The sequence below is a fragment of the Sorangium sp. So ce1335 genome (assembly GCF_051521615.1).
Classification (GTDB): Bacteria; Myxococcota_A; Polyangia; order Polyangiales; family Polyangiaceae; genus Sorangium.
In genome coordinates this window covers 12,350,220-12,373,864 of sequence record NZ_CP150363.1, presented here as the reverse complement: position 1 = coordinate 12,373,864, position 23,645 = coordinate 12,350,220, and the positions used below count along the sequence as shown (strand labels likewise).

At 73.6% G+C, this 23,645-nt stretch carries 22 protein-coding genes; 9 read left to right on the top strand and 13 right to left on the bottom strand.

What is annotated here, in order from left to right:
* Window positions 1-239: 239 nt before the first annotated feature.
* The 3 genes from WMF24_RS46145 (at window position 240) to WMF24_RS46135 (ending at window position 2,611) form a co-directional block, all read left to right on the top strand.
* On the top strand, window positions 240-1,358 hold the full coding sequence (locus WMF24_RS46145) for a hypothetical protein (protein WP_437733858.1): 1,119 nt from the start codon (window positions 240-242) through the stop codon (window positions 1,356-1,358).
* Between the two features lie 190 nt (window positions 1,359-1,548).
* Complete coding sequence (locus WMF24_RS46140; protein ID WP_437733857.1) at window positions 1,549-1,893, top strand: YtxH domain-containing protein; 345 nt, start codon at window positions 1,549-1,551, stop codon at window positions 1,891-1,893.
* Between the two features lie 199 nt (window positions 1,894-2,092).
* Window positions 2,093-2,611 (top strand): hypothetical protein, encoded by a 519-nt coding sequence (locus WMF24_RS46135; protein WP_437738939.1) that lies wholly within the window; start codon window positions 2,093-2,095, stop codon window positions 2,609-2,611.
* A gap of 263 nt (window positions 2,612-2,874) precedes the next feature.
* Here WMF24_RS46135 and WMF24_RS46130 read toward each other — a convergent pair whose 3' ends face one another.
* The 4 genes from WMF24_RS46130 to WMF24_RS46115 all read right to left on the bottom strand — a co-directional run bounded on the left by WMF24_RS46130 (window position 2,875) and on the right by WMF24_RS46115 (window position 6,178).
* Complete coding sequence (locus WMF24_RS46130) at window positions 2,875-3,186, bottom strand: hypothetical protein (RefSeq protein ID WP_437733856.1); 312 nt, start codon at window positions 3,184-3,186, stop codon at window positions 2,875-2,877.
* A gap of 10 nt (window positions 3,187-3,196) precedes the next feature.
* Entirely contained in the window at window positions 3,197-3,406 is a 210-nt protein-coding gene (locus WMF24_RS46125) for a hypothetical protein (protein WP_437733855.1), read from the bottom strand.
* 277 nt (window positions 3,407-3,683) lie between these two features.
* Entirely contained in the window at window positions 3,684-4,397 is a 714-nt protein-coding gene (locus tag WMF24_RS46120; RefSeq protein ID WP_437733854.1) for an HAD family hydrolase, read from the bottom strand.
* Window positions 4,398-4,399: 2 nt separating this feature from the next.
* Window positions 4,400-6,178, bottom strand: coding sequence for an AMP-dependent synthetase/ligase (locus WMF24_RS46115; protein ID WP_437733853.1), 1,779 nt, complete (start codon window positions 6,176-6,178; stop codon window positions 4,400-4,402).
* A 480-nt stretch (window positions 6,179-6,658) separates the two neighbouring features.
* On the opposite strand from WMF24_RS46115, the gene WMF24_RS46110 reads away from it, so the two are divergent.
* Entirely contained in the window at window positions 6,659-8,701 is a 2,043-nt protein-coding gene (locus WMF24_RS46110; RefSeq protein ID WP_437733852.1) for a serine/threonine-protein kinase, read from the top strand.
* A gap of 102 nt (window positions 8,702-8,803) precedes the next feature.
* On the opposite strand, the gene WMF24_RS46105 is transcribed toward WMF24_RS46110, so the two are convergent.
* The 4 genes from WMF24_RS46105 to WMF24_RS46090 all read right to left on the bottom strand — a co-directional run bounded on the left by WMF24_RS46105 (window position 8,804) and on the right by WMF24_RS46090 (window position 11,284).
* Window positions 8,804-9,499 (bottom strand): hypothetical protein, encoded by a 696-nt coding sequence (locus WMF24_RS46105; protein WP_437733851.1) that lies wholly within the window; start codon window positions 9,497-9,499, stop codon window positions 8,804-8,806.
* Between the two features lie 189 nt (window positions 9,500-9,688).
* Window positions 9,689-10,045 carry a YXWGXW repeat-containing protein gene (locus tag WMF24_RS46100; RefSeq protein WP_437733850.1) on the bottom strand — a complete coding sequence of 119 codons (357 nt, stop codon included), beginning with the start codon at window positions 10,043-10,045 and terminating at the stop codon, window positions 9,689-9,691.
* The gene (locus tag WMF24_RS46095; protein WP_437738938.1) at window positions 10,042-11,004 is read right to left on the bottom strand and encodes a prepilin peptidase; all 963 of its coding nucleotides are present in this window, start codon (window positions 11,002-11,004) and stop codon (window positions 10,042-10,044) included. Before WMF24_RS46095 ends, WMF24_RS46100 begins: the two co-directional genes overlap by 4 nt.
* Before the next feature lie 10 nt (window positions 11,005-11,014).
* Window positions 11,015-11,284, bottom strand: coding sequence for a hypothetical protein (locus tag WMF24_RS46090; RefSeq protein WP_437733849.1), 270 nt, complete (start codon window positions 11,282-11,284; stop codon window positions 11,015-11,017).
* Between the two features lie 138 nt (window positions 11,285-11,422).
* Here WMF24_RS46090 and WMF24_RS46085 point away from each other — a divergent pair, with 138 nt between their 5' ends.
* Window positions 11,423-12,721, top strand: a complete 1,299-nt coding sequence (locus WMF24_RS46085) for a formylglycine-generating enzyme family protein (RefSeq protein WP_437733848.1) — start codon at window positions 11,423-11,425, stop codon at window positions 12,719-12,721.
* Window positions 12,722-12,858: 137 nt separating this feature from the next.
* Here WMF24_RS46085 and WMF24_RS46080 read toward each other — a convergent pair whose 3' ends face one another.
* The 5 genes from WMF24_RS46080 to WMF24_RS46060 all read right to left on the bottom strand — a co-directional run bounded on the left by WMF24_RS46080 (window position 12,859) and on the right by WMF24_RS46060 (window position 18,071).
* Complete coding sequence (locus tag WMF24_RS46080) at window positions 12,859-13,353, bottom strand: YbjN domain-containing protein (protein WP_437733847.1); 495 nt, start codon at window positions 13,351-13,353, stop codon at window positions 12,859-12,861.
* Window positions 13,354-13,438: 85 nt separating this feature from the next.
* Window positions 13,439-14,593, bottom strand: coding sequence for a hypothetical protein (locus WMF24_RS46075; RefSeq protein ID WP_437733846.1), 1,155 nt, complete (start codon window positions 14,591-14,593; stop codon window positions 13,439-13,441).
* On the bottom strand, window positions 14,590-15,681 hold the full coding sequence (locus WMF24_RS46070) for an alpha/beta fold hydrolase (protein WP_437733845.1): 1,092 nt from the start codon (window positions 15,679-15,681) through the stop codon (window positions 14,590-14,592). The genes WMF24_RS46075 and WMF24_RS46070 overlap by 4 nt, the downstream gene beginning before the upstream one ends.
* A gap of 42 nt (window positions 15,682-15,723) precedes the next feature.
* On the bottom strand, window positions 15,724-15,954 hold the full coding sequence (locus WMF24_RS46065; protein ID WP_012241296.1) for a TIGR04563 family protein: 231 nt from the start codon (window positions 15,952-15,954) through the stop codon (window positions 15,724-15,726).
* 134 nt (window positions 15,955-16,088) lie between these two features.
* Complete coding sequence (locus WMF24_RS46060; RefSeq protein WP_437733844.1) at window positions 16,089-18,071, bottom strand: aconitase family protein; 1,983 nt, start codon at window positions 18,069-18,071, stop codon at window positions 16,089-16,091.
* Window positions 18,072-18,301: 230 nt separating this feature from the next.
* Here WMF24_RS46060 and WMF24_RS46055 point away from each other — a divergent pair, with 230 nt between their 5' ends.
* The 4 genes from WMF24_RS46055 to WMF24_RS46040 all read left to right on the top strand — a co-directional run bounded on the left by WMF24_RS46055 (window position 18,302) and on the right by WMF24_RS46040 (window position 23,637).
* The gene (locus WMF24_RS46055; RefSeq protein WP_437733843.1) at window positions 18,302-19,669 is read left to right on the top strand and encodes a protoporphyrinogen/coproporphyrinogen oxidase; all 1,368 of its coding nucleotides are present in this window, start codon (window positions 18,302-18,304) and stop codon (window positions 19,667-19,669) included.
* Window positions 19,666-20,409: a glycosyltransferase gene (locus tag WMF24_RS46050; RefSeq protein ID WP_437733842.1), complete on the top strand. Its 744-nt coding sequence runs from the start codon at window positions 19,666-19,668 to the stop codon at window positions 20,407-20,409. Before WMF24_RS46055 ends, WMF24_RS46050 begins: the two co-directional genes overlap by 4 nt.
* A 208-nt stretch (window positions 20,410-20,617) precedes the next feature.
* A complete protein-coding gene (locus tag WMF24_RS46045; RefSeq protein WP_437733841.1) occupies window positions 20,618-22,411 on the top strand; it encodes a glycerol-3-phosphate dehydrogenase/oxidase in 1,794 nt (597 codons plus the stop codon).
* A complete protein-coding gene (locus WMF24_RS46040; protein WP_437733840.1) occupies window positions 22,390-23,637 on the top strand; it encodes an FAD-binding protein in 1,248 nt (415 codons plus the stop codon). Before WMF24_RS46045 ends, WMF24_RS46040 begins: the two co-directional genes overlap by 22 nt.
* Window positions 23,638-23,645: the final 8 nt, after the last annotated feature.

Genomic DNA, 23,645 nt, shown 5'->3' with positions numbered 1-23,645 from the left:
AGCGGCCTCACGCGGCGGAGCCGCCTCACGAAGGCGCGTCGCCGCGTACCGACGCGCACGCGGGCCACATGCCGACGTGAACGCAGCTTCACGGCGGCCGCGCGCGCGGCCTGAATGCGCGGCGCCTTGCCGAGCTTGTGCAGGGCATGTCCCTTGCTACGCTCGTTCGGTCGCGACCGTCACGCGCGAGGGCGCCGCCCCTCGACGCCGGGCGGCCGAATGCCTTCGGGAGACGGTGAATGAAGCGACTTACTCTGCTGGGTCTCGCGAGCGTGCTGGCGCCCCTCCTCGCGGGTTGCCCGATCTACGATGACGCCGACAGCCACTTCTGTGATGCGGAGGACTGCGGACCCAGCATCTCCGACGGCTGCGAGGTGCCGGCCGACTGCGGGATCAACGAGACCTGTGGCGAGGACAACGCCTGCCACGTCGGCGACTGCACGACGTGGGGGTGTAGCGCCGGCTTCGAGTGCGTCGTCGCCGACGACCTCACCGCCTCCTGCGTCGCGAGCGGCTCCTCCGGGGAAGGCGGCAGCGGCGGAGCCGGCAGCGGCACCGTGTACTGCGGCAACCCGGACGACTGCGCCCAGGGCGAGACCTGCGCCCCGGACGGCACGTGTCAGCCCGGCAGCTGCGATGACGTCCTTCCGAGCGGCGAGCCCCTCGGCTGCATCCACGGGTATGTCTGCGAGGGTGACGGCGCCGACGCGACGTGCGTGCCGGCGACCCCGGCCGCGTGTGGCGCCGACGAGGACTGCGCCGGCATCGGCGAGGACTACCTCTGTGTGAGCGGCGTCTGCACCGCGCCTCAGGACCAGTGCCTCGACCAGACCCAGTGTCCGGTCGACGACAGGTGCGTCGAGGGCAAATGCACGCCGGCCTGCAGCGACGACGCGGACTGCCCCAGCAGCTACCGGTGCGACACCGACCTCGGCGTCTGCTCCCAGCCTGCGCAGCCCTGCGTGATCACCGACGACTGCGGCGGCCCCTCCGCCGTCTGCGTCGACGGCGCCTGCGTCCCGAGGAGCGACGGCGGCGACTGCCCCGAGGGCTACGCCTGGGTCGAGAACGGCTGCGTCCCGGAGCAGTCGAGCAACTTCGTGTGCGGCGAGGACGGGGTGCAGGACGTCTGCGCGCCGGGGTCGATCTGCCTCCATCACAGCTGCTACATCTCGTGCGAGCAGCCGAACCCGAACGCCTGCGACAGCCAGTCGCCCTCGCTCAGCGAGTGCAGGACCGTGACGACGTTCTCCGGCGTGCACCAGGTGTGCGGATCGAGCGAGAACCTCGGCGGCGAGTGTGATCCCGAGACGCCCTGCAGCGACGGCAGGGTCTGCATCGACGGCTTCTGCCGCTAGCGTCGCGGCGCCACCGCCGCGACCGAATCCCCCGGCAGCGCGCCTCCGGCCCTGCTCCCTCCCTGCGCAATACGCCCTTGGCATGCGCGCTGCCTCACGTCCCGCCGGTCCCTGTTCCAGCCACGTGAATCCACGCCGAGGGATGCGCGATGCTCGCGCCCCGCGCGCGATGGGAACCGACGGAGCCACAATGAAGGCAACCGATCTCGTCAATTACATGGCCGACATGTTCCCCTACAGGAGAAGGAGCTCACTCGACTGGATCGTTCCCGTCGCGGTCGGGCTCGGTCTCGGCATCGGCGTCGGCGTCCTGGTCGCGCCGACGTCGGGCGACGAGGCGCGCCGCCGGCTGCGCGACGGCGCGGGCCGGCTCCGCGAGCGCGCGGGTCGGATGCGCGACAGCGCGGAGAGGACCGCGGAGCGGGCCAAGGACCGCGCCCTCGGGGCAGCGCATCGGGCCCAGGATCAGATCCAGGAGAGCGTCAGCGGGACCGCCGGAGAGCGCTCGTTCGCCGACGACCTCGGCATCCGCTGAGCGAGATCCAAGGGGGGCGCGAAGGCGCCGCACCGTCCCAGCGCGGTGCGGCGCCTTCCATCATTTCCCGCATGGTTCCCGGGCGCGTTCCGGCGGCCGAGCGACATCTGCGCAGCCGGAGCGGCACAAGCGATGCTTTTCCGAGCGCGGCTGGATGGAACGCGACACCTCGCGAAGCGCGTCACAGGGGCCCTTGTCGATGATGTACTACCGGACGCTCACTGCATTCTTCCCGGGTCGCACGGAAGCCGCTGGCGCCCTTGGCCGCCTCCTCGCCCTGGGCGTCGCGGCCGAGGACATCAGCATGGTGCCCAAGCAGCACCCCCGTCTGGCCGAGATCGAGCTCACGATTCACAGCAAGGCGTCCGAAGGGGCCGCCCTGGGCGCCGTGATCGGAGGGCTCGTCGGGGGCACGGTCGCCGCGATCATGGCGGGAGGCGCGCTGATCATCCCGAGGCTCGATGCGTTCCTGGCGGGGCCCATCGTCGCGTGCCTCGCGGGCGCGGGCGCGGCCGGCGCGGCCGGCACCCTGCTCGGCGCCGTGCTCGGCGCCCGCCTGCCCGAGTACGAGGCGCGCTGCATCGACGAGGCCAGCGGCATGGGCGGCGGCGCGCTGCTGTCGGTCCGGTGCCTGCCCGACGTGTCCCGCAGCGTCGAGGAGGTGCTGAGCGAGAGCGGCGGTCGCCGCATCCGCAAGACGTACAGCCGCAGGGCCTGAAGGACGCGCGCCTCCCGCGCGGCGGTCGAGGGCGCGCGGGACGGGCACCGTCCCGGCCGACGACACGCGCGCGGCGCGCATCGGATGACACGCGCGCGGCGCGCATCGGATGACACGCGCGAGCGCGGGCACCGCGCGGCCGGGACGCGCCGCCGAGACGTGTCCTTGTCGAGACGCATGGGACGGGAGGTTGCGCCGGACGGCGCGCGGCCCGGCGAGGCGGCGGCGCAGGTCGCGCCGCCGGCGCCCGCGGGGCCGTTGTGTCAGGGCGACGATCCGAGCTGGCTCTGGGCTCGCGCCTGCTCGTCGAAGAGGGTCCCGACCGCCTGGGCCAGGGTGTTCTTGACATAGCTCCGGGTCGCGAAGGAGCCGAGCCTGCTGAGCACCCGCGGCGTCAGACCGCCGCCGAGCAGGAACCCGAGCCCGGCCGCCGCCGCGAGCGCCACGTGCGGGTTCTCCCGCGCGAACGCCGAGACCGCCCGCGTGACCTCCGTCGCGTCGAGCCGGCCGGGCGCCTCGTCGCCCTTCTCCCGTCCGTCGCGCCCCTGTGTCGCATCGACCTCGCCTTCCGCCATGGTGACCTCCTCAACCCAGCCGCGTGACGACACGCCCGATCAGGTATCCCACCGCGGCCACCGCGCACAGCGTGGCCACGGGGCGCTCTTGCACGAGCGACACGAGCCTCTCGTCCGCGCGACGGACCTCGCCGAGGACACGAGGGACGACGGCGGGAAGCTCCGCTCGCTGCGCTGCGTACCCGGGCTCTTCTTCGATCCTTGCTTCGTTGACGACCATCGTGAGCCGGTCTCCAGCAATGCCCGAACCACCGGAAAGACGTGCATCGGCTGCACGATCGAGAGGCCGACGCCCCCGGACGGGCGGCATGGCGGGGAGTTCCAGGAGAGAAGAGCGCGCGGCGAGCGCGTGCCGGGTCGCCTCCCGGGACGTTCGTGCTCACCGACGGCGCGCGCTCGCGGACAGCGGAGCGCGAGAGAGCGTCGCCCGCGGCGCGCCTCGCTGCCCGTGCGCGCGCCCGGGCCGCTGTCCGGCGGCCGACGAAGGGCCCGCGCGGCTAGAAGCGTACGCCGAGCGCCCTGAGCGCGCGGCGCAGCGAGCCCGCGTCGTCGCACACGGCGACGCGCTCGGCGTGGGGCATCTGCGCGGCCCTCCCGGGATCGCCCTTGAACCAGACGGCCCGCATGCCCGCCGCGAGCGCGCCCTCGACGTCCGCGGCGAGCGAGTCGCCGACGTGCACGACCGCGCCGAGCGGCGCGCCGAGGCGCTCGGCCGTCCACGCGAAGATCTCCCTGCCCGGCTTCTCGAACCCGAGCCGCCCCGAGTCCGCGACCGCCACGAAGTGCGCGGACCAGCCGAGCTCGTCGACGAGCTCGTCGAGCCGGCCCTCCGAGTTCGACAGCACCGCGACCGGCACGCCGGCCTTCTTGAGCTCGACCGCGACCTCGATCATCCCCGGGATCGGCCGGCGCCACAGGTTCTTCCGGGGCTGCTCCGTCCAGAGCCAGTCGACCGCCTCGTCGAGCGCGCCGGCCGGGACGCCGCCCGCCTCGAGCAGGCGGCGCATCATGATCTTCCACGGGTGCCCGCCGAGCCCGCGCTGGATCGCCTCGTTGTACGCGCGCCAGCCCTCGTCCACGGCGCCGTCGAGCCGCTCCGCGGTCGCGGAGATGCCCCGCTCCGCGAGGCGAGCGGAGAGCAGCCCGGTGTCGAGCTCCACGAGGGTCTGACCAAAGTCGAAGGAGACGGCGGTCGCAGGGGCGTCACGCATGGTCACTCGGCGTACATCGCCTCGATCTCGCGCGCAAAGTTCTGGCTCACGTTGCGCCGCTTGATCTTGAGCGTCGGCGTCAGCTCGCCGTCCTCGATGGTGAAGCCACGCGGCAGGATCGCGAACTTCTTGATCGTCTCGACCTGCCCGAGCTCGCCATTCACCTCGTCGACGATCCGCTGCACGGCCTCCCGGATCGCGGGCGACGCGTGCGACGGCTCACCTGTCGGCCCGCGCTCGGCCGCGATCCGCTGCGCGGCGTCGGGGGCGAGCACGAGGAGGGCCGAGAGGAACTTGCGCCCGTCGCCGACGACCACCGCCTCGGCGATGAGGCCGTGGCGCTTCAGCGCCTCCTCGATGTTCCTGGGCGAGATGTTCTTCCCGCCGGCGGTGATGAGGATCTCCTTCTTCCGCCCGGTGATGTGGAGGAACCCCTCCTCGTCGAACCTGCCGAGATCCCCGGAGCGGAGCCAGCCGTCGACGAGCGCCTGCGCGGTCGCCTCCGGCTCCTTGTAGTAGCCGAGGAACACGTTCGGCCCCTTCACGAGGATCTCGCCGTCCTCGGCGATCCTCACGTCCACGCCTGGCACGACCGGCCCCACGGAGCCGAGCTTCGTCCTGCCCTTCACGTTGTAGCTCGTCGGGCCGGTCACCTCGGACTGACCGTAGACCTCGGTGATCAGGACGTCGAGCGACGCGAAGAACTCGAGGACCTCCTTCGCGATGGGGGCCGCGCCGCTGCTGCACGCGTGCGCCCGGTCGAGCCCCACGGCCGCCTTCACCTTCGCGTAGACCAGCCTGTCGAAGAGGCGGTGCTGCGCCGCGAGCAGCGGCCCGGGCGCCTCGCCCCGGGCGCGGAGCTCGCTGCACTGGAGCCCGACGCGCCTCGCCTGCTCGAGCGTGATCTTCTGCAGGCCCTTCGCGGCGGAGAGCTTCGCGCCGATGCCGGCCATCATCTTCTCCCAGACGCGCGGGACCCCGAAGAACGCGGTCGGCCGCGCTTCCTTGAGGTTGTCCGCGAGCGCGTCCATCGACTCGGCGAAATACACGGCCAGGCCGACCGACGCCGGGAGGTGGATCGTGAACATCTGCTCGGCGATGTGCGAGAGCGGCAGGTACGACAGCGTCACATCCCAGGGCGAGAGCGGGATCATGCGCGCCGAGATGTCGGCCACGCTCGTGAGGTTCTCGTGGCTCAGCATCACGCCCTTCGGCGGCCCCACGGTCCCGGAGGTGTAGATCAGCGTCGCGAGCCCCCTCGGCTCGAGGGCGTCGAGCCGCTGCTCGAGCAGCTCGTCAGGGACGCGGCTGCCCCGCGCGAGGAAATCGTCCCAGGACAGGACCCGCGGATCGCCCCCCGGCTCCGCGCCCCGCATCAGCACCACCCACTCGAGGTGCGGCAGCCGGTCCCACTGGCCGAGGATCTTCTCGAGCTGGCGCCGGTCCTCGACGAGCACGACCTTCGAGGCCGCGTGGTGGGCGATGTGGCGCACCTCCTCGGGCGAGCACGTCGTGTAGATGCCCGCGGGGGCGCCCCCGACCGCCATGCAGGCCACGTGGAGCACCACCCACTCGGGCCGGTTGAAGCCGAGCAGGCCCACCGTCGCGCCCGGCCCGACGCCGAGCGCGATGAGCGACTTGCCGGCGCGCCGCACCTCGCTCGCGTACTCCCGGAAGCTCGTCATCTTCCAGAAGCCGCCCTCCTTGACGTAGTGGGCTGGCGCCTCGGGCCGCACCTTCGCCTGGCCCAGCAGGCGCTGCGGGATCGAGTCACAGGGCATCGGCAACCTCGTTCAAGAGCAACGGTGCGCAAGCATTGGCGAATTTCCTGCATCCCCCCGGGGACCAGGAACCGCACGGCACGTGATTTTCCTCACAGTAGCAGGATTCGCGTCCGTTTGCGGAGAGCCGAACGCCTCCGCCGCGCGCGTCCGTCCAGCACGCTTTGATCCTGCGCTCCGCGGGGGCACGCGCTCCGCGGAGGGGCGGCGCGCGCTCCGCGGAGGGGCGGCGCGCGCTCCGCGGGGGCACGCGCTCCGCGGAGGGGCGGCGCGCGCTCCGCGGGCGGTACGCGCTCCGCGGGCGGCGAGCCCGGGCGCGCGGGCGCAGATCGACAAGGTCGAGGAGATCGCTCCGGCGGCCGGCAGGGACGCCGGCGCGCCGTCATGGACGCGCCCTCGTCGTCCGCGGGCGGTGGCGCAGGCAGTCTCCCGCGCTGCCGTCAGCTTGACTGGACCTCTCTGGATCAGGACCATTCGGCGGTGAGCGAGCAGAAGAGGACGGTTCGGGACGCTGACTGGGCGGCGGACTCCGCCCGCAGCGACGAGCTCGCCGCCTCCGGCCCGCCCGAGCACGTGCAGGCCGCGATCGAGGGCCGGACGCTGCGGTCCCACCAGCTCCCGGTCCCCGCGCCCGCCGAGCCCCCGCCGACGGTCCCGATGCGGCGCCCGGACCGCGACGCGCCGGCGGTCGTCGGCCGCGACGCGCCGGCGGACCCGTCGGCCTCCCCGGCCGACCGGCGCTCACGGAGCCTCGGCAAGTACCGGTTCATCGCGACGCTCGGGCGCGGGGGCATGGCGGACGTGCACCTGGCGGTCGCGGTGGGGCCGGCGGGCTTCAGCAAGCTCCAGGTCATCAAGCGCCTCCGGCCCAACATCGCCGACGAGCCCGAGTTCCGGGACATGCTGCTCGACGAGGCCCGCCTCGCCGCCCGGCTGAACCACCGCAACGTCGTGCAGACAAACGAGGTCGGCCTCGAGGACGGCGAGTACTTCATCGCGATGGAGTACCTCGACGGGCAGCCGCTCAGCCGGGTGATCTCCCGCGCGCGCGAGCAGGACCGCGCGATCCCGCTCGCCGTGCTGCTCTGGATCCTCGGCGAGGTGCTGGCCGGCCTCCACTACGCCCACGAGCTCGCCGACTACGACGGGACGCCGCTCCACGTCGTCCACCGCGACGTCAGCCCCCACAACATCTTCATCACGTACGACGGCCAGGTGAAGATCGTCGATTTCGGGATCGCGCTCGCCGCGCACCGCGTCGTCGAGACGCAGGCCGGCACGCTGAAGGGCAAGGTCGCCTACATGGCGCCGGAGCAGGCGTTCTCGCGCTCCTCGGAGATCGACCGGCGCGCGGACATCTTCTCGGTCGGCGTCATCCTCTGGGAGATGCTCGCCGGCCGCCGCCTCTGGCGCGGGCTGTCGGACCCGCAGATCATCAGCCGCCTCATGGGGGACATCCCGGACGTGCGGTCCGCGCGCCCCGACGTGCCGTCCGAGCTCGCGCGCATCTCCAGCCGGGCGCTCGCCCACGCGCGCGACGCGCGCTACCCGACGGCCGCGCTGCTGCGGGCGGAGCTCGATCGCTACGCGGAGCGCCTCCGGGAGCCGGTGACGGCCGAGCAGGTCGGCGAGCTCGTGCGCCAGCTGTTCGCCGGCGAGCGAGCCGAGATCCGCGCGATCATCGATCGCCAGCTCAGGCGGCTGCAGGAGCAGGGACCGGAGGCGGAGGGCGCGGAGCACGGGCACGCTTCGAGGCTGCCGTCGCTTCCGGTGCGCGGATCGAACGACTCGTATCCCCCTCCCCCGGACGAGGCGGCTGGCACGGACTCGTCGCCCTCGCAGCCTGCCCGCCCCGTTCAACGCTCGAACCCTCCGCAGGGGACGCTCCACGCTGTCGTGCGCACGGACCCGATCGCCGCCGCTCCGCCCGCGCCGGCGCGGCGGCGCTCCCGGCTGCCGCTGCTCGCGGCCGCCGCGCTCATCGCGCTGATCGGCGCGGGGACGCTGTACGCCGGGCTGCGCGAGCCGGCCCGGCAGCGCCTCGCCACGACCGCGCCGCCGGCCCAGAGCGCGCCGCCCGCAGAGCCGCCGCCGTCGCCGAGCGACGTCCCCTCGCCGCCGGCCACCGGGAGCAGCGCGCCGGCCGCGGAGGCGGACGCCTCGGTGCTTCGCGCGTCGATCAGGGCGCGCCCCGCCAGCGCGAGGATCTTCGTCGACGGGGTGGAGCTCCCCTCGAACCCGTTCGAGGGGAAGCTCGTCAAGGACGGCGCGGCGCACCGGATCGAGATCACCGCGCCGGGTCACATCCCGCAGCGGCAGATGCTCGTGTTCGACAGGGACATCGACCTGGAGGTGACGCTCTACATGGCGCAGAAGGCGCCCGCCCCCTCCCCCACGCCCCGCGCCACCCCGACGGCGACGTCCCAGGACGCCACGCCCCCCGCCGCGGCGACGTCCCGGGACGCCACGCCGCCGGCCGAGGTGGATCCGACCGTCCCGCCGCCGAAGCCCGATCCGTACTGACGGTAGCCGCGGCCAGAGCGCCTGACGGGGCTGCACCGCAAGCACGCCAAGTCATCAACATTACACGGGATTTATCGCCCGTCCGACGCCGCCCGGCGGCGGCTACAGGTCGCGGTATCCGGTCGGCGGCTCGACGAGCTTCGCCGCCTTCGCGACGCCGCGGAACACGTAGTCGGAGTAGCTGTACGGCCCGTCCGACCACACGAGGAAGTCGTCCTCGAGCAGCCCGTCCGGCGCGCCGTCGCAGAGCTCCGGCGCCGCGAGGACGGGGCCCTCGTTGTAGATCGGCGCCGACGCGTTCACCTCCTCCTCGGCCTCTTCCATGGCGGCCAGCGCGCCGGCGTGGCGGTCGGCATCGAGCTCGTCGACGGGATACAGCTCCCAGTCGAGCAGCACGAGCTCCGGGTGCGGCGGGTCGTCCGGGAGGGAAGCGAAGGGCGCGTGGGTGGCCTCGGGGAGGCCCGTGCGCGCGAGCGCCTCGAGCAGGCGGCTCCGGTAGCGCTGCGCCGCCTCGTCCGGGGTCCAGAAGGCCGTGAGGACGGCGATCACCTCCTCGGTCCTCGCCTCGCGCCACAGCGAGGGGTCGCGCGAGCCGAGCTCGATCCCGCGCTCCTTCTTCAGGCGCGCCTCGAAGGCGGCGGCGTGCGGCGCGAACTCCGGCAGCTCGGCGAGGGCGTGATCGACCGACCAGTGGAGCCGATGATCGACCTCGCGCACGTACCGGTGCTTGCCGAGAGCGCGGAGGAGTCGGGCGATTTCGTCGGGGGTGCGCGCGGCGAACGACCAGGCAAGCATCATGGGGCAGGGCTCATCGATCGGTGCGGGAACCGTCGGGAAAACGTGCGGGGAACCGTGCGGGAAAACGCGCGAGGAGCCGCGCGACAGGCGGCGCGCCGAGCCGGCCCGCCGGCGCCGGTCAGGCGGCGGCGAGCGCGGGCGTCGAGCGCCTCGGCAGCGTGAATTTCCATCGCGCGGCCGCGGTGTCGATCACTTCTTGCCGGGCACGTGCCATACCCCGGCGAACCACACAAGCGATCCGTCGGCGCGGCGCACGGTGGCGTTCGGAGCGAAATACCCACCCGGCGGCACGGGCTCCCAGCGTCCCGGCTGCCACGCCCAGCGGCGGCTCCGCCACTGCCACTCGCCGTCGATCCAGACGAGGCCTGGCCTGTCGGGGGGCGGGATGATCTCGACCCGCGCCGGGGGCGGCGGGTAGGGCACCACCACCGCGGGCTCGCTCGGCAGGTGGGGGCCGGTCGGGGGCACCGGGAGCGAGCCGCCGCAGCCGGCGAGGAGGAGCAGCGCCAGCAGGAGCCCGGGGGCGCGGCGGAGCAGGGCGTTCATCCAGCGTCGATCCATGAGAGATACGCGTCGAGGACGTCGCGCCCGACGAGCAGGCACTCCAGCGTCGCGAGCGCGAGGAACGGGCCGAAGGCGATGCGGGCCTGGCCGAACCCCTCGCCAGGCTCCTCCGCGAGCGGATCCTGAGCGAGCTCCTCCTCGGCGGCGGCGCGCTCCTCGGGGGACATCGCCGCGAGCTCGGCGCGGATCTGCTCCCGCTCGAGGCGCACGGCCTCGGGCTCCTCGATGCTGCCGCGCAGGAGCAGCATGGCGATCGCCACGAGCGAGCCCTGGACGGCGCCGGCGCCGAGCACGAACAGGGCGCCGCCCCAGCCGAACCACGCGCCCGCGAGCATGAGGAGCTTCGCGTCTCCGAGGCCCATGCCGACGCGGCCGCCGCGGATCCGCGGGTAGATCACGACGAAGGGGAGCCAGACGACGGCGAAGCCGACCGCCGCGCCGAGGAGCGCGTCGGCGAAGCCCATCGAGCGCAGCGACGCGGTGCCGACGCCGAGCACGGCGCCGCCGATCGTGATCCCGTCGGGGATGTACATGTGCTCGAGGTCGATGAACGTCGCCGCGAGCAGCCCGAGCGCGAGCGCGAGGTCGGCGGTGTACGTGGCCAGCGCGCGGAGGATCGGCGTCGTCTCCGGGAGCCGGAGGATGATGACCTCGACGATCGCGAGCGACAGGACGCCTCCGGCCGCCTCGACGAGCGGGTACCGCGGCGACACGGGCGCGCCGCAGCAGCGGGCGCGGCCGCGCAGCAGCAGGTAGCTGAGGACGGGGATGTTGTCGTAGGCGCGGATCGGCGTGCCGCACGCGGGGCACCGCGAGCCGGGGCGCACGACGCTGAGCTCGCGCGGGACGCGGTGGATGACCACGTTGAGGAAGCTGCCCCAGAGGAGGCCGAAGCAGATCGCGAAGGCGCGCAGGAACCAGGGGGGGAAGTCGGCGAGCATCACCGGCGGATCAGGTCCTCGAGGCGGCGAGCCGGAGCATCATCGTGAGCGCCTGCTCGAGCTCCGCGACGGTGGGCTGCACGGGGTTCTCGGAGAGCGCGGCCTTGAGGTCGACGAGGCGCCCGCCGAGCTCCTGGTAGTGGCGGCGCACGCCCTCGGTCGGCGCCTCGGCCACCCACCGCTTCACGATCTCGCGCAGCTCGTCGAGATCGCTGCCGGCGAGGAGCTGCGCCATCTGCGAGGCCATCGGATCCGGTGCGTCGCTCACGCCCTGCCCCATGCCGGCAGCATAGCGCGGGCACTTTGACGGGCGAGGGGTCCTGCGACATAAGGCGGAGCGCTTTCGAGGAACGCCCGAGGACATCCGAGGAACGGTCGACGGACGGCCGAGGAACATTCGAGGAACGGTCGAGGAACAGTGCCGACGAGGACGCCTGCCTTTGCCCTGAGCCTGATGGTCGCCGCCGGCGCCGCCGGAGGCGCCGGGTGCAACCGCGCGGAGCAGCAGCAGCAGCAGGACGCCGGCGAGACGCGCGCGGACGGAGGCGCCCCGGTGGCGCTCGCGCCGCAGGGGAAGGTGCTCGAGGCGGCCGAGAACGAGGCGCCCGCGGCCAGCGCGACGCCGCGGGCCGGCGCGGCGGCGGCGGGGCCGGCGCGCATCGAGATCCCCGCCGGGAAGCTCGTCGCGGGCAGCACGCCCGGGGACAAGGGGCGCGATCCGGCGCTGGAGCCGGCGCTGCTCGAGGTCGAGCTGGGCGGGTTCACCATCGACCGGTACCTGTACCCGAACGATCCCGCGCAGCCGCCGCTCACGGGCGTGACGCGGGCGCGCGCCTCGGAGCTCTGCCAGCAGGCCGGCGGGCGGCTGTGCACCGAGCTGGAGTGGGAGCGCGCGTGCAAGGGCCCCGAGGGGACGCCCTACGCGAGCGGCGCGGCGTGGGATCCGGCGTGCGCCACGGCGCCGGCGTCGTGCGCGTCGGGGTTCGGCGTCCTCGGCATGGGGGCCGCGCTGCGCGAGTGGACCGCGAGCGACGTCGCGCCGATCGAGAACCTCCAGCCCAAGGCGGCCGCCGTGCGCGGGGCGACGGCGAGCGCGAGCGGCGTGGATCACCGGTGCGCGCACCGCGCCGCGGTCGATCCGGGCGCGTCGGGCGACGACATCGGCTTCCGGTGCTGCCACGGCGCGCCGAACGCGGCGTCGATCCCGTCGCCGCAGTGGCAGCAGACGTTCCGGCGCGCGGAGATCGGGCCGCAGCAGGTCGCGGAGCTGCTCGCGTCGGTGCCGCAGCTCCGCGACCTCGGCGGGGAGATCGCGTTCTTCAAGGAGCCCGACGACGTGAGGGTCGTGCTCGGCCGCGCCCGGACGCGGCTCTCGCCGAGCGGGACCCCGGCGCTCCAGCCCGAGGCGACCCCGCCCCCGAACACGACGCTCACCACGTCGCCGCTGCTCTGGAACCCGGTCCCGGGCGAGGAGGTGCTCGTCGTGACGGGGAAGTCCGACGACGACGCGTTCATCGTCGCGTTCCTGAGGCTCCCCGGGGAGCGCTACCGGATCGCGTCGACGCTGCTGCTGAAGGGGGACCCGGGGCCGATCGCGCTCGGCTTCAACGGCTACGTGCGGCGGCGGCTCTCGTGGGCGACCTGCTGGGACTGCCGCGGCGAGTCGGGCAACGTGACGTACCGGGACGACAACCGCGTGGTGATCACGCAGAAGTGAGCGCCGCGACGCGGACGCGCCGCGGCCCAGGCGCGCGATGGCGCAGACGCGAGCGCGCGATGGCGCAGGCGCGAGCGCGCGATGGCGCAGGCGCGAGCGCGCAACGGCTCAGCCGGCCGCCGGCCGTCCCGGGCCTCTCAGGCGCCGGGGCCGAACAGCGTGTGCCGGTACGTCGCCGCGTACTCGATGATCCGCTCGACCGCGTCGACGAACTCGGAGCGGTCCAGCGACTCGGTCGGCAGCTCTGCGCACAGCAGGACCTCGTCGCGCTCGTCGAGGGCGAACTTGGCGACGCGCATGTCCCGGTTGGCCTCGAGCAGGTGCCGGAGCAGGCCGACCACCTGACCGGTGTCCTCGGCCAGGGGAGCCAGGGCAGCGTCGCCTTCGGCGCGGCCCTCCGTGTCGACCCCGTCGAGCACGCCGAACATCGAGAGCACGACCCAGTTCTCGGTGCACTGAACGTAGAACGGCGGGAGCTCGACGACCCCTTCCTCCCGCGGGCGGATGCGCAGGGTCGACGGCTTCTCCAGCTCAGCGCTGTAACCGATGTCCTCCGTCCAGCGCTGCAGCATCGTCACGTCGATCACGGCCCGCGTGATCGCCCTGCGGCCGCCGGAGATCAAGATCGGCACGCGGACGGGCCGGGCGCCGGTGCGCGCCGGGCGCGCGGCATCCGACAACGCCGGAGCAGGGCGCTCGGCGCGACGAGGGCGCGCGCTACAGGCTGAGCACCGCGTCCTCGCCCCGGTCGGCGATCTTCGTCTCGATGAGGCTGAGCAACGCCTGCCTGCGCTCCTCGAGCTCGACGAGGGCGCGCGGCGGCACCAGCTCCTCCTCGAAGCCGCCGGGGCGCAGCGCCGCGGAGGCCTGCTCGGGGCCGAAGCGCCGGATCGCGTCGCGGAGCGCCCGGGGAAACCGCGCGGCTTCCACGAGACGCTCGAGCTGTCGATCGAGCTCGCGGGTCCTCACGTGGAGCGGAAAGGCGCTCGCGTTGGCCTCCAGGCTCAGCGCCCCGGCGCCGACGTCGAGGATGATCTCCTTCCGGAGCCCGTTGCCGGCGAGGTAGTCGAGCGCGAGCACCTCCAGGTAGTCGCGGAGGATCGGGGCGCGCTCGCCGCGCGCGGGCGAAGGGGAGCGCGCCCAGCGCGCCCAGACGTCGAGCTCGGGCGCGTCGTCGAAGCGTATCGACCGCCGGCGAGGCGCCATCCAGCGCGGGCCGGGCGGACCGGGCGCGGGCGCGAGGACCAGCGCGTCGACCGTCCCGTCGTTCATGACCGCGAAGCGGCGCAGCAGCTTGCGCGCGGCCGGATCCCGACCGATGAGCGACGCGAGCTCGCCGATGCCGATCCGGCGCGCCACGGCCGCGGGCACGACGCGCGCGCCGAGCGCCCGCGCGAGTCGATAGAACGCGACAGGACGCCGGAATGCGAGCGGGTTCTTCTTCTGCGCCGGCGCGAGCTTCACCTTGGCCTCGCGCGGGGCTGCGCCGTCCTCGGCCGCGCCGAGCTCCAGCGTCGCCTCGAAGCGGCCGTCGGCCGGCTTGCCCGTGAGCCGCAGCGCCCGCAGCGGCGCGCGCTGGAGATCGCGCGCGGTGCGCCCGTCCGCCGCGGCGACGGCGACCGTCGCGGGGGCCGCCGGCGGCTCGCCCGACGACCGCGCCGGTGACGCGCCGGTCGCGGGCGCGGCCTCGGCGTCGGCCAGCGCCGCGATCGCGCCGGCAGGCGCGCCGCTCCGCTCGGACGAGCGCCGCGCGCACGAGGCCGCGAGCAACGCCGCGGCGACGAGCAGGCCGCGCGCAGCCGCGCCGACCACGCGCCGCAGCGGCCCGCGCGCTGGTCCGGGCGCGAGCTCGCCTGGCGCGCGCCGGCTCATGGGTCCTTCGCGAGCCCGCGGGGGTCGCCCGGCGAGGAACCTGCGTTCGCCGGAAGCTGCGAGCGCACCGCGTCGTCCGGAGGCTGCGAGCGCACCGCGTCGTCCGGCGGCTGCGAGCGCGCCGCGTCGTCCGGAGGCTGCGACGGTGGCGTGTCCGCGCGCTCTGCGCGCGCGGCCCCGCCGAGGACGCGCTCGTGCAGGAACTGCTCCACGCGCTCGATGACCATCTTCTTGCGCTCCAGCGGCACGACGTGCGTCCCGCCGCTGACCATCATCAGCTCCCCGCGCGGCAGCGCCGCCGCCATCTCCTCGGCGAGCCGAGGCGGGGTGAACGTGTCGCGATCACCGGCGATCACCAGCGCCGGGATGTCGATCTGCGGCAGCAGATCGAGCGTCGAGTGCTCGCCCGCGCTGCGCAGCATGTGGAGGAACATCGAGAAATCGATGTCGACCATGTGCCGCATGTACGGCAGCAGATCCGCCGGCGTGACAGCGCTCGCGTCGACCTCGCGGGCGAGCAGCGCGATCCGCAGCGCCATCGGCGCGGGGACGCGGCTCCAGATCGCGCGCGCGATGTGGGGGTACGCGTCGACCTGCTCGATGAGGCGCGGCAAGAGCTGCGCGAGCACGTCGGTGCCCTTGAAATGATGCGTGATCCGGCCGGATGAGCCGCAGATCAGCACGAGCCCGCGCACCCCCTCGCGGTGGGTCCGCAGGTGCTCGAGGATGACCTGGCACCCCATCGAGTGCCCGAAGAGCACCACGGGGCCGCCGCCGATCGCCGCGCGCACCGCGGCGAGATCGCTCGCGTGGTCGCGCAGCTCGATCGCCCGAGCATCGACCGGCAGACTGCTCCGGCCGTGCCCTCGATAGTGCCAGTGGGCGACGTTGACCGTACGCGCCAGGTCGTCCCACAGGTACTTCCAGATGAAGCCGTCGCACGCGATGCCGTCGCAGAGCACCGCGGTGAGGCGGTCCGAGCCCCCCCCGATCCCGCTGGCCAGGCTTCCGATGCCGCCGGGACCCTCTCGGTAGCGGACGTAGATCCGCGTACCGTCCTTCCCGGCGGCGAAGAGCTCTCGAGCCATCGATTCCCGAGCGACGCGGCTTACGCGAAGCTCGCGGCGATGTTAGTCGCCGCTGTCCTCGTCGTCAGCCACGTCATTGACACTCGGAAGCTTTTTGATGTCTATCCGCGCCAGCTTCCAGGCGCGCTGCACGACCCAGGAAAGCGAGCGATCGAGCCGCGCCGCTTCCTCCTTGATTTCCTGCAGCATCGACTCCGGAAAGTAGAGGCTCTGCTTCCGCTTGTCCGTCTTCGAGGCTTCGTTGTTTTTTGCCAGCGTGTCCTTGTCGGTCATACGCTCTTGGGGCTCCTCCCGATCCGCCACAGAAGAGCACCTTAGCGTACGGCGCACTTCCGTGGAAAGCATTCGTTTTTCCGTGTTGCCGATTGCGGGCACTATGTATGTAACTCCGCGATAGGCGCTCTGCGTCATGGTTCAGGAAATGCGATCTTCCCCGCAATCGCGCTCGCCGCGACGATCAGGGGACTGGCCAGGTAGACCTGGCCTGGGCCGCTTCGGCCCGGGAAATTGCGGTTGATCGCCGAGACCGTGACCTGCTCCTTCCGGTCGGACACACCCGGCCCGGCCTTGATACAAGCTCCACAGGAGGGGTCAACGAGCTCAGCACCGGCCTTCTGGAATATCTCCAGGTAGCCCCTCGCCTCGGCGTAGCGCCGGATGTCCTGCGAGCCGAACTGGATGTAGAGGTGCACGCCCTCGGCGACGCGCTTGCCCTGCTCCACCGCGCGGCGCAGCACCGATGCGTACATGTCCATGTCGGCCTTCTTGCCGCCCGTGCACGAGCCGCCGTACGCGATGTCGATCTTCACGTCGCCGCCGGAGATCTCGCGGAGCGATCGCAGCGGGACGCCGTTGCGCGGATCGCCGGGCGTCGCGACCATCGGCTCGATCGACGCGAGATCGACGTCGAACGTCGCCGCGTACTCCGCGCCGGGATCCGCGCGGACGATGCGCGCGCGCACGTCGTCCGCGGCGAGCCCGCGCTGCGCGACGAGGTAGCGCACGATCTCCTCGTCGGCCTCGATGATGCCGGTGAAGCCGCCCGCCTCGACCGCCATGTTCGTGAGCGTCGCGCGCTCGTCGAGGCCCATCGCGCGCACGCCGTCGCCCGCGAACTCGAGCACCTTGCCGATGCCCTGCCCCGTCTTCCAGAACGGCTGCGAGAGCAGGAACAGCATCACGTCCTTCGCCGTGACGCCCGGCCCGAGCCGCCCGGTCAGGTTGAAGCGCACCGACTGCGGCACCGCGACGCGGACGTCGCGCGTGAGCCACGCGTTCGCCATGTCGGTCGAGCCGACGCCGAAGGCGAAGCAGCCGATCGCCCCCGCCATGCAGGTGTGCGAGTCGGTGCCGGCCACGATCTGCCCCGGCAGCGCGAGCTCCTCGATCACCTTGTTGTGGCAGATGGCCTCGGACCCCACGGTCCTGCCGTCGCGCTCGACCTCGCCGTACAGCTTGATGCCGTGCCGCTCCGTGAAGGCCTGCTGCACCGTCGCGAGCGAGGCCGCCTGCTCCCGCAGGCCGAGCTTGAGGTGCGCGTCCGGCATCACGCGATCGAGGAACGTGAGGTGGTCCCGGAACGCAAACACGCTCTCCGGCTCGCTCACGACCGCATCTTGCCCGAAGCCCGCCCGGAAGAGCGACTCGGCCATCGGCGTGACGTACTCGTGCGAGAAGCGCACGTCGATGCGGACGAAGAGCGCGTCGCCGGGCTTCACCGCGGCCGCCCCGATCTTGCCCGCCCGGGCGTCGACGATCGCGTGCGCCGCAATGATCTTCTCGCACAGGGTCATCGGCCGCGGCGGCGTGGCGAGCGTCGGCGGCGAGACCTCGCCGGCCATGCGCGCCTTGTTGTAGGCGAAGAGCCCCCCGTACTCGACGACGTCGGCGCTGATCGGATCGAGCCCGCGCGTGAACTCGCCGATCGGGATCTCGTCGCCGCGCGCGAGCCGATCGAGGAGCGAGAAGTCGGTCGTCGTGAGCAGCCCGATGTTCTGGCAGTTCTGCCCGTAGATCTTCTCGATGCTGCGCGCGACGACGATCTGGATGCCGGCCTCGCGCTCCGAGTACGGCGCCGTCTCGCGCGAGCTGCCGCACCCCTTCGAGCGCCCGCTGACGATGACCCCGAAGCCGCCGTTCTTGATCGCGTCGCGCTCGATGAGCCCACCGCGCAGCCCGACCAGGCAGTACCGGGCGAGCGTCTCGTCGTAGTAGTAACAGACCCAGCCCGGCGTGAGCTCGTCGGTCGAGATGTTGTCGACGAGCGCGTGCTGCGCCGGATCGAAGCGGAGCTCGCCGCCCGCGAGCTGCTGCTTCAAGAGCGCCGGATCCTCGGTCAGGTAGAGGATCCTCCCGGTGACGTGAACGGACTTCCGACGCGGGATGGGCATCTGCACCTCGGACGCCCCGGGGCGCGGGGCAGGCGCGCCGGGACCCGATCACACCTAGTCGCTCTGCGCGGAGGCGCCAACCGTGGTCTTCGCGGACGTGCTCGGCGTTCGGCGCACCTCACGCTCCTGGCAGGAAATCCAGTTGTGCAGCGGGCGCGCCGCGCGGGGTCCGCGCCTTGACGGCGCACCGGGGAGGTGGTGTCTTCGCGGCCGCCGTCGGTCCGCGAGCGATGACCCGACCCACGATTTCCAGCATTCCCGTCGCGATCCTCGGAGCCGGCCTGACGGGCATGGCGGCCGCGTTCCACCTCGGCCGGGCCGGCGTGCCGCACCGGGTCTTCGAGCGCCTGCCGCGCCCGGGCGGCCACGCGATCACGGTCGAGGACGACGGCTTCCGCTTCGACCGGACAGGCCACCTCCTCCACCTGCGCGACCCCGCGACCCGGGAGCTCGCGCTCGGCTGGCTGGGCCCCGATCCGCTCGAGATCGACCGGCGCTCGATGGTCTGGTCGAATGGCACGTACACCCGCTATCCGTTCCAGGCGAACACCTTCGGCCTGCCGCCCGCGGTCGCCTACGAGTGCCTGCGCGGCTTCATCGAGGCGCACTTCGCGGCGGACAGGCCCGAGCCAAGGAACTTCGAGGAGTTCTGCCTGGCGCGCTTCGGCGAGGGGATCAGCCGCCACTTCATGATCCCCTACAACAGCCGCCTCTGGGGGGTGCACCCGAGCGAGATCACCGCCGCGTGGTGCTCCCGCTTCGTCCCGCTGCCCAGGCTCGAGGACGTGCTCGCCGGGGCGGTCGGGCTGAACGACCGGGAGCTCGGCTACAACGCGAGGTTCCTCTACCCGCGGCTAGGCATCGGGCAGCTCACGAACGGCATGGCGCGGGCGCTCGCCGAGCAGCGGCCGCGCGACGCGGCCACACCGGCGATCGAGCTAGGCCGTGCGCCCAGGGCGATCGACTGGCGCGCGCGCGAGCTCGTGTTCGACGACGAGATCGTCCGGTACGACGTGCTCGTGTCGTCCGCGCCGCTGCCCGCGCTCGTGAGGCTCCTCTCGGACGCGCCCAGGGCGGTCGGCGAGGCCGCGTCGCGGCTGCGCTGCACGCACCTCTACTACCTCGACGTGGCGCTCGACACCCCGTGCGGGAAGCCGCTGCACTGGGTCTACGTGCCCGAGGCGAAGTACCCGTTCTACCGCGTGGGCTGCTACTCGAACTTCTCCCCGGCCATGGCGCCGCCGGGCAAGGCCTGCCTCTACGTGGAGCTCGCCGATCGCGCCGAGCCCGATCTCGCGGCCCTGCTCCCGCTTGTCGCGGACGGCCTCGTCGAGATGGGGCTCATCCCCGCCCCGAGCGCCATCCGCTTTGCCCGGCTGCGCCGCATCGACCACGCGTACGTCGTGTTCGACCACAGCTACTTCGAGTCGCTGGAGGCGGTGCGGCCGTTCCTCGAGGGGCAGCGCATCCTCTCGTGCGGGCGCTACGGCGGCTGGAACTACTCCTCGATGGAGGACGCGCTCCACTTCGGGCGCGACGCGGCGCACCGGGCCGCGGCGCTGCTCGGACGCGCGGGGGGCGCGGGGGGCGCGCCGTGACGACCACCGAGCCTGGCCGCGGGGGCGCGGGCGACGCGCCGGAGATCTCCATCGTCATCCCGGTCTACAACGAGGAGGCGATCCTCCACGCCGCCGTCGTGGATCTGCGCGAGCGGCTGTCGCCGCTCGGCTGGCGCTGGGAGCTCGTGCTCGCCGAGAACGGCTCGCGCGACGGGACCCTCGCCATCGCCGGAGAGCTCGAGCGCAAATACCCGGAAATACGGCATTTCTCGATCGGCGAGCCGAACTACGGGGCCGCGCTCCGCGCGGGCATCGAGCGGGCGCGCGGGCGCTTCGTGCTCTGCGACGAGATCGACCTGTGCGACGTGGAGTTCCACCGCCGCGCGATCGCGATGCTGCAGGCGGGCGGGGCGGACATGGTGATCGGGTCCAAGCTCATCCGGGGGGCGCGCGACGATCGCCCGTGGGCGCGGCACGCGGCGAGCCAGATGTACAACGGGCTCCTCCGCGCAACGCTCGGCTTCCGCGGGACGGACACGCACGGGCTCAAGGCGTTCCTGCGCGAGCCGCTCCTCGGGATCGCGCGCGAGTGCGTCGTGGACAAGGACGTCTTCGCCAGCGAGTTCGTCATCCGCGCCTACCGCGCGGGCCTCCGGATCGAGGAGATCCCCGTCCGCGTTCTCGAGAAGCGGCCGCCCTCGATCAACCTCACGCGGCGCGTTCCGAACGTGCTGCGCAACCTGGCGAAGCTGACCTGGGCGATCCGCGTCCGCGGCTGACGGCCGATCTCTGCCGGAAGTTGCAACGCCGCGCGCAGGCGCAACGCCGCGCGCAGGCGCAACGCCGCGCGCAGGCGCAACGCCGCGCGCAGGCGCAACGCCGCGCGCAGGCGCAACGCCGCGCGCAGGCGCAACGCCGCGCGCAAACGCGTCGCCGCATACGGCCGAGCCCGCTCGTGGAAAAATTCTGGCATGCTATACGCCGCAGGTGACGATCCTCCTTCCGAGCGCCGCACGGCCGGCTCGCCGCGCCGACACCGACGTGGACGTCGTCGTGATCGGCGGCGGTGTGAACGGCGTCGGGGTCGCGCGTGACGCGTCGCAGCGGGGGCTGAAGGTCGCCCTGTTCGAGCGGAACGATCTCGCGTTCGGCGCGAGCGGGAACTCGAGCGGGATGATCCACGGCGGGCTCAGGTACCTGACCAGCGATCCGCACGTGACCGAGAACTCGTGCCGCGACTCGGGGCACATCCAGGCGATCGCGCCGCACCTGCTCTTCCGGATCCCGTTCCTCGTCCCGTTCGAGAACGCGCGGCACGCGCGGGTCCTCTACACGCTCGCCGACGGGTTCTTCGAGGCGTACGACAAGTACCAGCCGCTCAAGCGCGGCAAGCCGCACGCGCGCCTGACGCCCGACGAGCTCCGGGCGCTCGAGCCGGGGCTCCACGGCGACCTCGTGGGCGGCTTCAGCTTCGACGAGTGGGGCATCGACGGCGCGCGGCTCTGCGTCGCGAACGCCGTCGACGCGATCGAGCGGGGGGCGAAGGTCTACGTGGGGCACACGGTCGAGCGGATCGAGCGCCGCGAGGACACCGGCGAGATCGTCGCCGTCCGGTACCGCGACCGGAAGACCGGCGAGGGCGGGCGGCTCCGGACGAGCACCGTCGTGAACGCGACCGGCGCGTGGTCGCCGATCACCGCGTCGCTCGCGGGCCTGCCCGCCGCGAGCTCGCGGGTGCGGCCGGGCAAGGGCGTGCACGTCGTGTTCGACCGGCGCCTCACGAACTACGCGATCATGGCGAGGACGATCGACGGCCGGCAGATCTTCGTCGAGCCGTGGGAGAACATGAGCGTCGTCGGCACGACCGACGACGATTTCTACGGCGACCTCGACCAGGTGCGCGCGACGAGCGAGGAGGTCAGGTACCTCGTCCAGGGCATCGCCCGCGTGTTCCCGCAGATCCGCGAGGCGCGCGCGATCGGCACGTTCGCGGGCGTGCGGCCGACGCTCTATGCCTACGGGCCGAGCGAGGACGCCCTGTCGCGCGACCACCAGGTGATCGACCACGCGGCGCACGGCGCGCCGGGGCTCTACTCGATGATCGGCGGCAAGCTGGCCAGCTTCCGGCTCTTCGCCCAGGAGATGACCGACGTGCTCGCGCGGCGCTTCGACCTCGGCGCGCGCTGCGCGACGCACGTGACGGCGCTGCCCGGCGGCGATCGCGCCGTCGACGCGCTGGCGCTCTCGCGGCGCATGGAGATCGACGCGGTGGCCGCCCGGCGGCTCGTGTACCGGCACGGCTCGCGCGCGCTCCGGATCGAGGAGCGCGCGCGCGAGCGGCCGCGCGAGGCGGCGACGGTGTGCCCGTGCGAGCCCGTGATCGAGGCCGAGGTGCGCTACGTCCTGCGGCACGAGCTCGCCCGCAGCGTCGCCGACGTCGCGCGCCGCACGCGGCTCGGCCTCGGCGCGTGCGGGGGCATGCGCTGCGCGGCGCGGTGCGGGCAGATCGTGGCGCAGGAGCTCTCGCTCCCGCCGCGCGACGGGATGCGGCAGGCGGTGGAGTTCCTCTCGCGGCAGGCGGTGACGCGCGCCGTCGCGCTCGGCCCGGAGCAGGCGAGGCAGGAGGCGCTCGCGATCGCGAGCGTCCGGTCGGAGCTCGGCGCGCCCGCGGACGACGAGGCCGCGGCGGCGGCGAGCGAGGAGAGCGAGGCGAGCGAGCGCCGCGCGCAGCGACAGGCGAGGGAGCCGGAGGAGAGGGCGTGGGGCGATCGATCCTCGTGATCGGCGCCGGCGTCGCCGGGCTCGCCGCCGCGTGGAGCGCGCGGCGGCGCGGGGCGCAGGTGACGGTCGTGTCCGCGGGCGTCGGGGAGACGGCGCTCGCGGGCGGCGCGGTGGACGACGTCCCGTGGGAGCAGGTCGAGCGGGCCGCGCGGCTGCTCGGCGGCGACCTGCCCGTCGGCGACCTCGCGCCGGCGGCGCGGCAGTTCGCGGCGGAGCTCGGCCTGTGGGACGTGCCGCACGGGGCGGCCGCGCGCATCGCGACCGTCGCCGGGCGGATCCGCCCGGCCCGCGGCAGGGATCGCGCGCTGCTCGACCTCGGACCGCTGCGCCGCACGCGCGTGCTCGTCCCGCGCGCCGCGCGCGGGACGTGGGACGCCGACGCGCTCGCCGAGGCGCTCTCGGACGAGCCGTTCGCCCGGGCGCGGGGGCTTCGCTTCCTGCCGGTCGACGCGCCGGTCCTGCGCTTCGACGACGAGCGGCGCATCGCCGACGGCGACCTCGCGGCGCGGCACGACGACCCTGCGCGGCTCTCCTGGCTGCTCGAGCGGCTCCACCAGGCGCTCGAGGCCGCGGGCGGCGCGGGGGCGATCCTGCTCGGCCCCTGGCTCGGCGCGCGCGCGCCGCGGGCCGAGGCGCTCTCGGCGCGGCTCGGCGTGCCGGTGGGCGAGGCGCTGATCGGCGCCGGCTCGCCCGCGGGGCTCCGCTTCGAGGCGGCGCGCGACGCGCTGCTCGCCGCGATCGGGGCGACGCATCGGCACGGCCGCGTGCGCGCGGTCAGCGCGGGCCGCGGCGGGCCTGGGGACGCGGGCGACGGCGTGCTCGTCCACGTGGACGGCGAGGACGTGCCGCTCGCGGCGGACGCGGTGATCCTGGCGATCGGCGGCCTCGCCGGCGGCGGGGTCGCGTACGCCCCGCCCGAGCGCGGCGCCGGCCCCGACCTGCCGGCGCGCGGCGCCCCGCCGTTCGCGCTCTCGATCGCTGCGCCCGTGGCGCTGGGCGACGGGCGCGGCCCGCTCGGCGTCGTGAGCTCCCTGCACGGCCCGGAGCTCGACGTCGTCGCCTGGCCCCGCGGCGATCGGCCGGGGGCGCTCGAGGCGGTGGGCGTGCGGTGCGAGGGCGTCCGCGCCGCCCCCGGGATCCTCGCGGCCGGGGCGACGATCGCCGGGAGGGCGCGCACCGTGCTCGACGCGGTGACGACCGGGCTGCGCGCCGGCGCCGAGGCCTGACGCGCGCC

Bases quoted from the DNA above. Each gene is read 5' to 3' on its own strand.
- WMF24_RS46145 (WP_437733858.1), top strand. From the start codon at position 240: ATGAAGCGACTTACTCTGCTGGGTCTCGCGAGCGTGCTGGCGCCCCTC.
- WMF24_RS46140 (WP_437733857.1), top strand. From the start codon at position 1,549: ATGAAGGCAACCGATCTCGTCAATTACATGGCCGACATGTTCCCCTAC.
- WMF24_RS46135 (WP_437738939.1), top strand. From the start codon at position 2,093: ATGATGTACTACCGGACGCTCACTGCATTCTTCCCGGGTCGCACGGAA.
- WMF24_RS46130 (WP_437733856.1), bottom strand. From the start codon at position 3,186: ATGGCGGAAGGCGAGGTCGATGCGACACAGGGGCGCGACGGACGGGAG.
- WMF24_RS46125 (WP_437733855.1), bottom strand. From the start codon at position 3,406: ATGGTCGTCAACGAAGCAAGGATCGAAGAAGAGCCCGGGTACGCAGCG.
- WMF24_RS46120 (WP_437733854.1), bottom strand. From the start codon at position 4,397: ATGCGTGACGCCCCTGCGACCGCCGTCTCCTTCGACTTTGGTCAGACC.
- WMF24_RS46115 (WP_437733853.1), bottom strand. From the start codon at position 6,178: ATGCCCTGTGACTCGATCCCGCAGCGCCTGCTGGGCCAGGCGAAGGTG.
- WMF24_RS46105 (WP_437733851.1), bottom strand. From the start codon at position 9,499: ATGATGCTTGCCTGGTCGTTCGCCGCGCGCACCCCCGACGAAATCGCC.
- WMF24_RS46100 (WP_437733850.1), bottom strand. From the start codon at position 10,045: ATGAACGCCCTGCTCCGCCGCGCCCCCGGGCTCCTGCTGGCGCTGCTC.
- WMF24_RS46095 (WP_437738938.1), bottom strand. From the start codon at position 11,004: ATGCTCGCCGACTTCCCCCCCTGGTTCCTGCGCGCCTTCGCGATCTGC.
- WMF24_RS46090 (WP_437733849.1), bottom strand. From the start codon at position 11,284: ATGGGGCAGGGCGTGAGCGACGCACCGGATCCGATGGCCTCGCAGATG.
- WMF24_RS46075 (WP_437733846.1), bottom strand. From the start codon at position 14,593: ATGAGCCGGCGCGCGCCAGGCGAGCTCGCGCCCGGACCAGCGCGCGGG.
- WMF24_RS46070 (WP_437733845.1), bottom strand. From the start codon at position 15,681: ATGGCTCGAGAGCTCTTCGCCGCCGGGAAGGACGGTACGCGGATCTAC.
- WMF24_RS46065 (WP_012241296.1), bottom strand. From the start codon at position 15,954: ATGACCGACAAGGACACGCTGGCAAAAAACAACGAAGCCTCGAAGACG.
- WMF24_RS46060 (WP_437733844.1), bottom strand. From the start codon at position 18,071: ATGCCCATCCCGCGTCGGAAGTCCGTTCACGTCACCGGGAGGATCCTC.
- WMF24_RS46055 (WP_437733843.1), top strand. From the start codon at position 18,302: ATGACCCGACCCACGATTTCCAGCATTCCCGTCGCGATCCTCGGAGCC.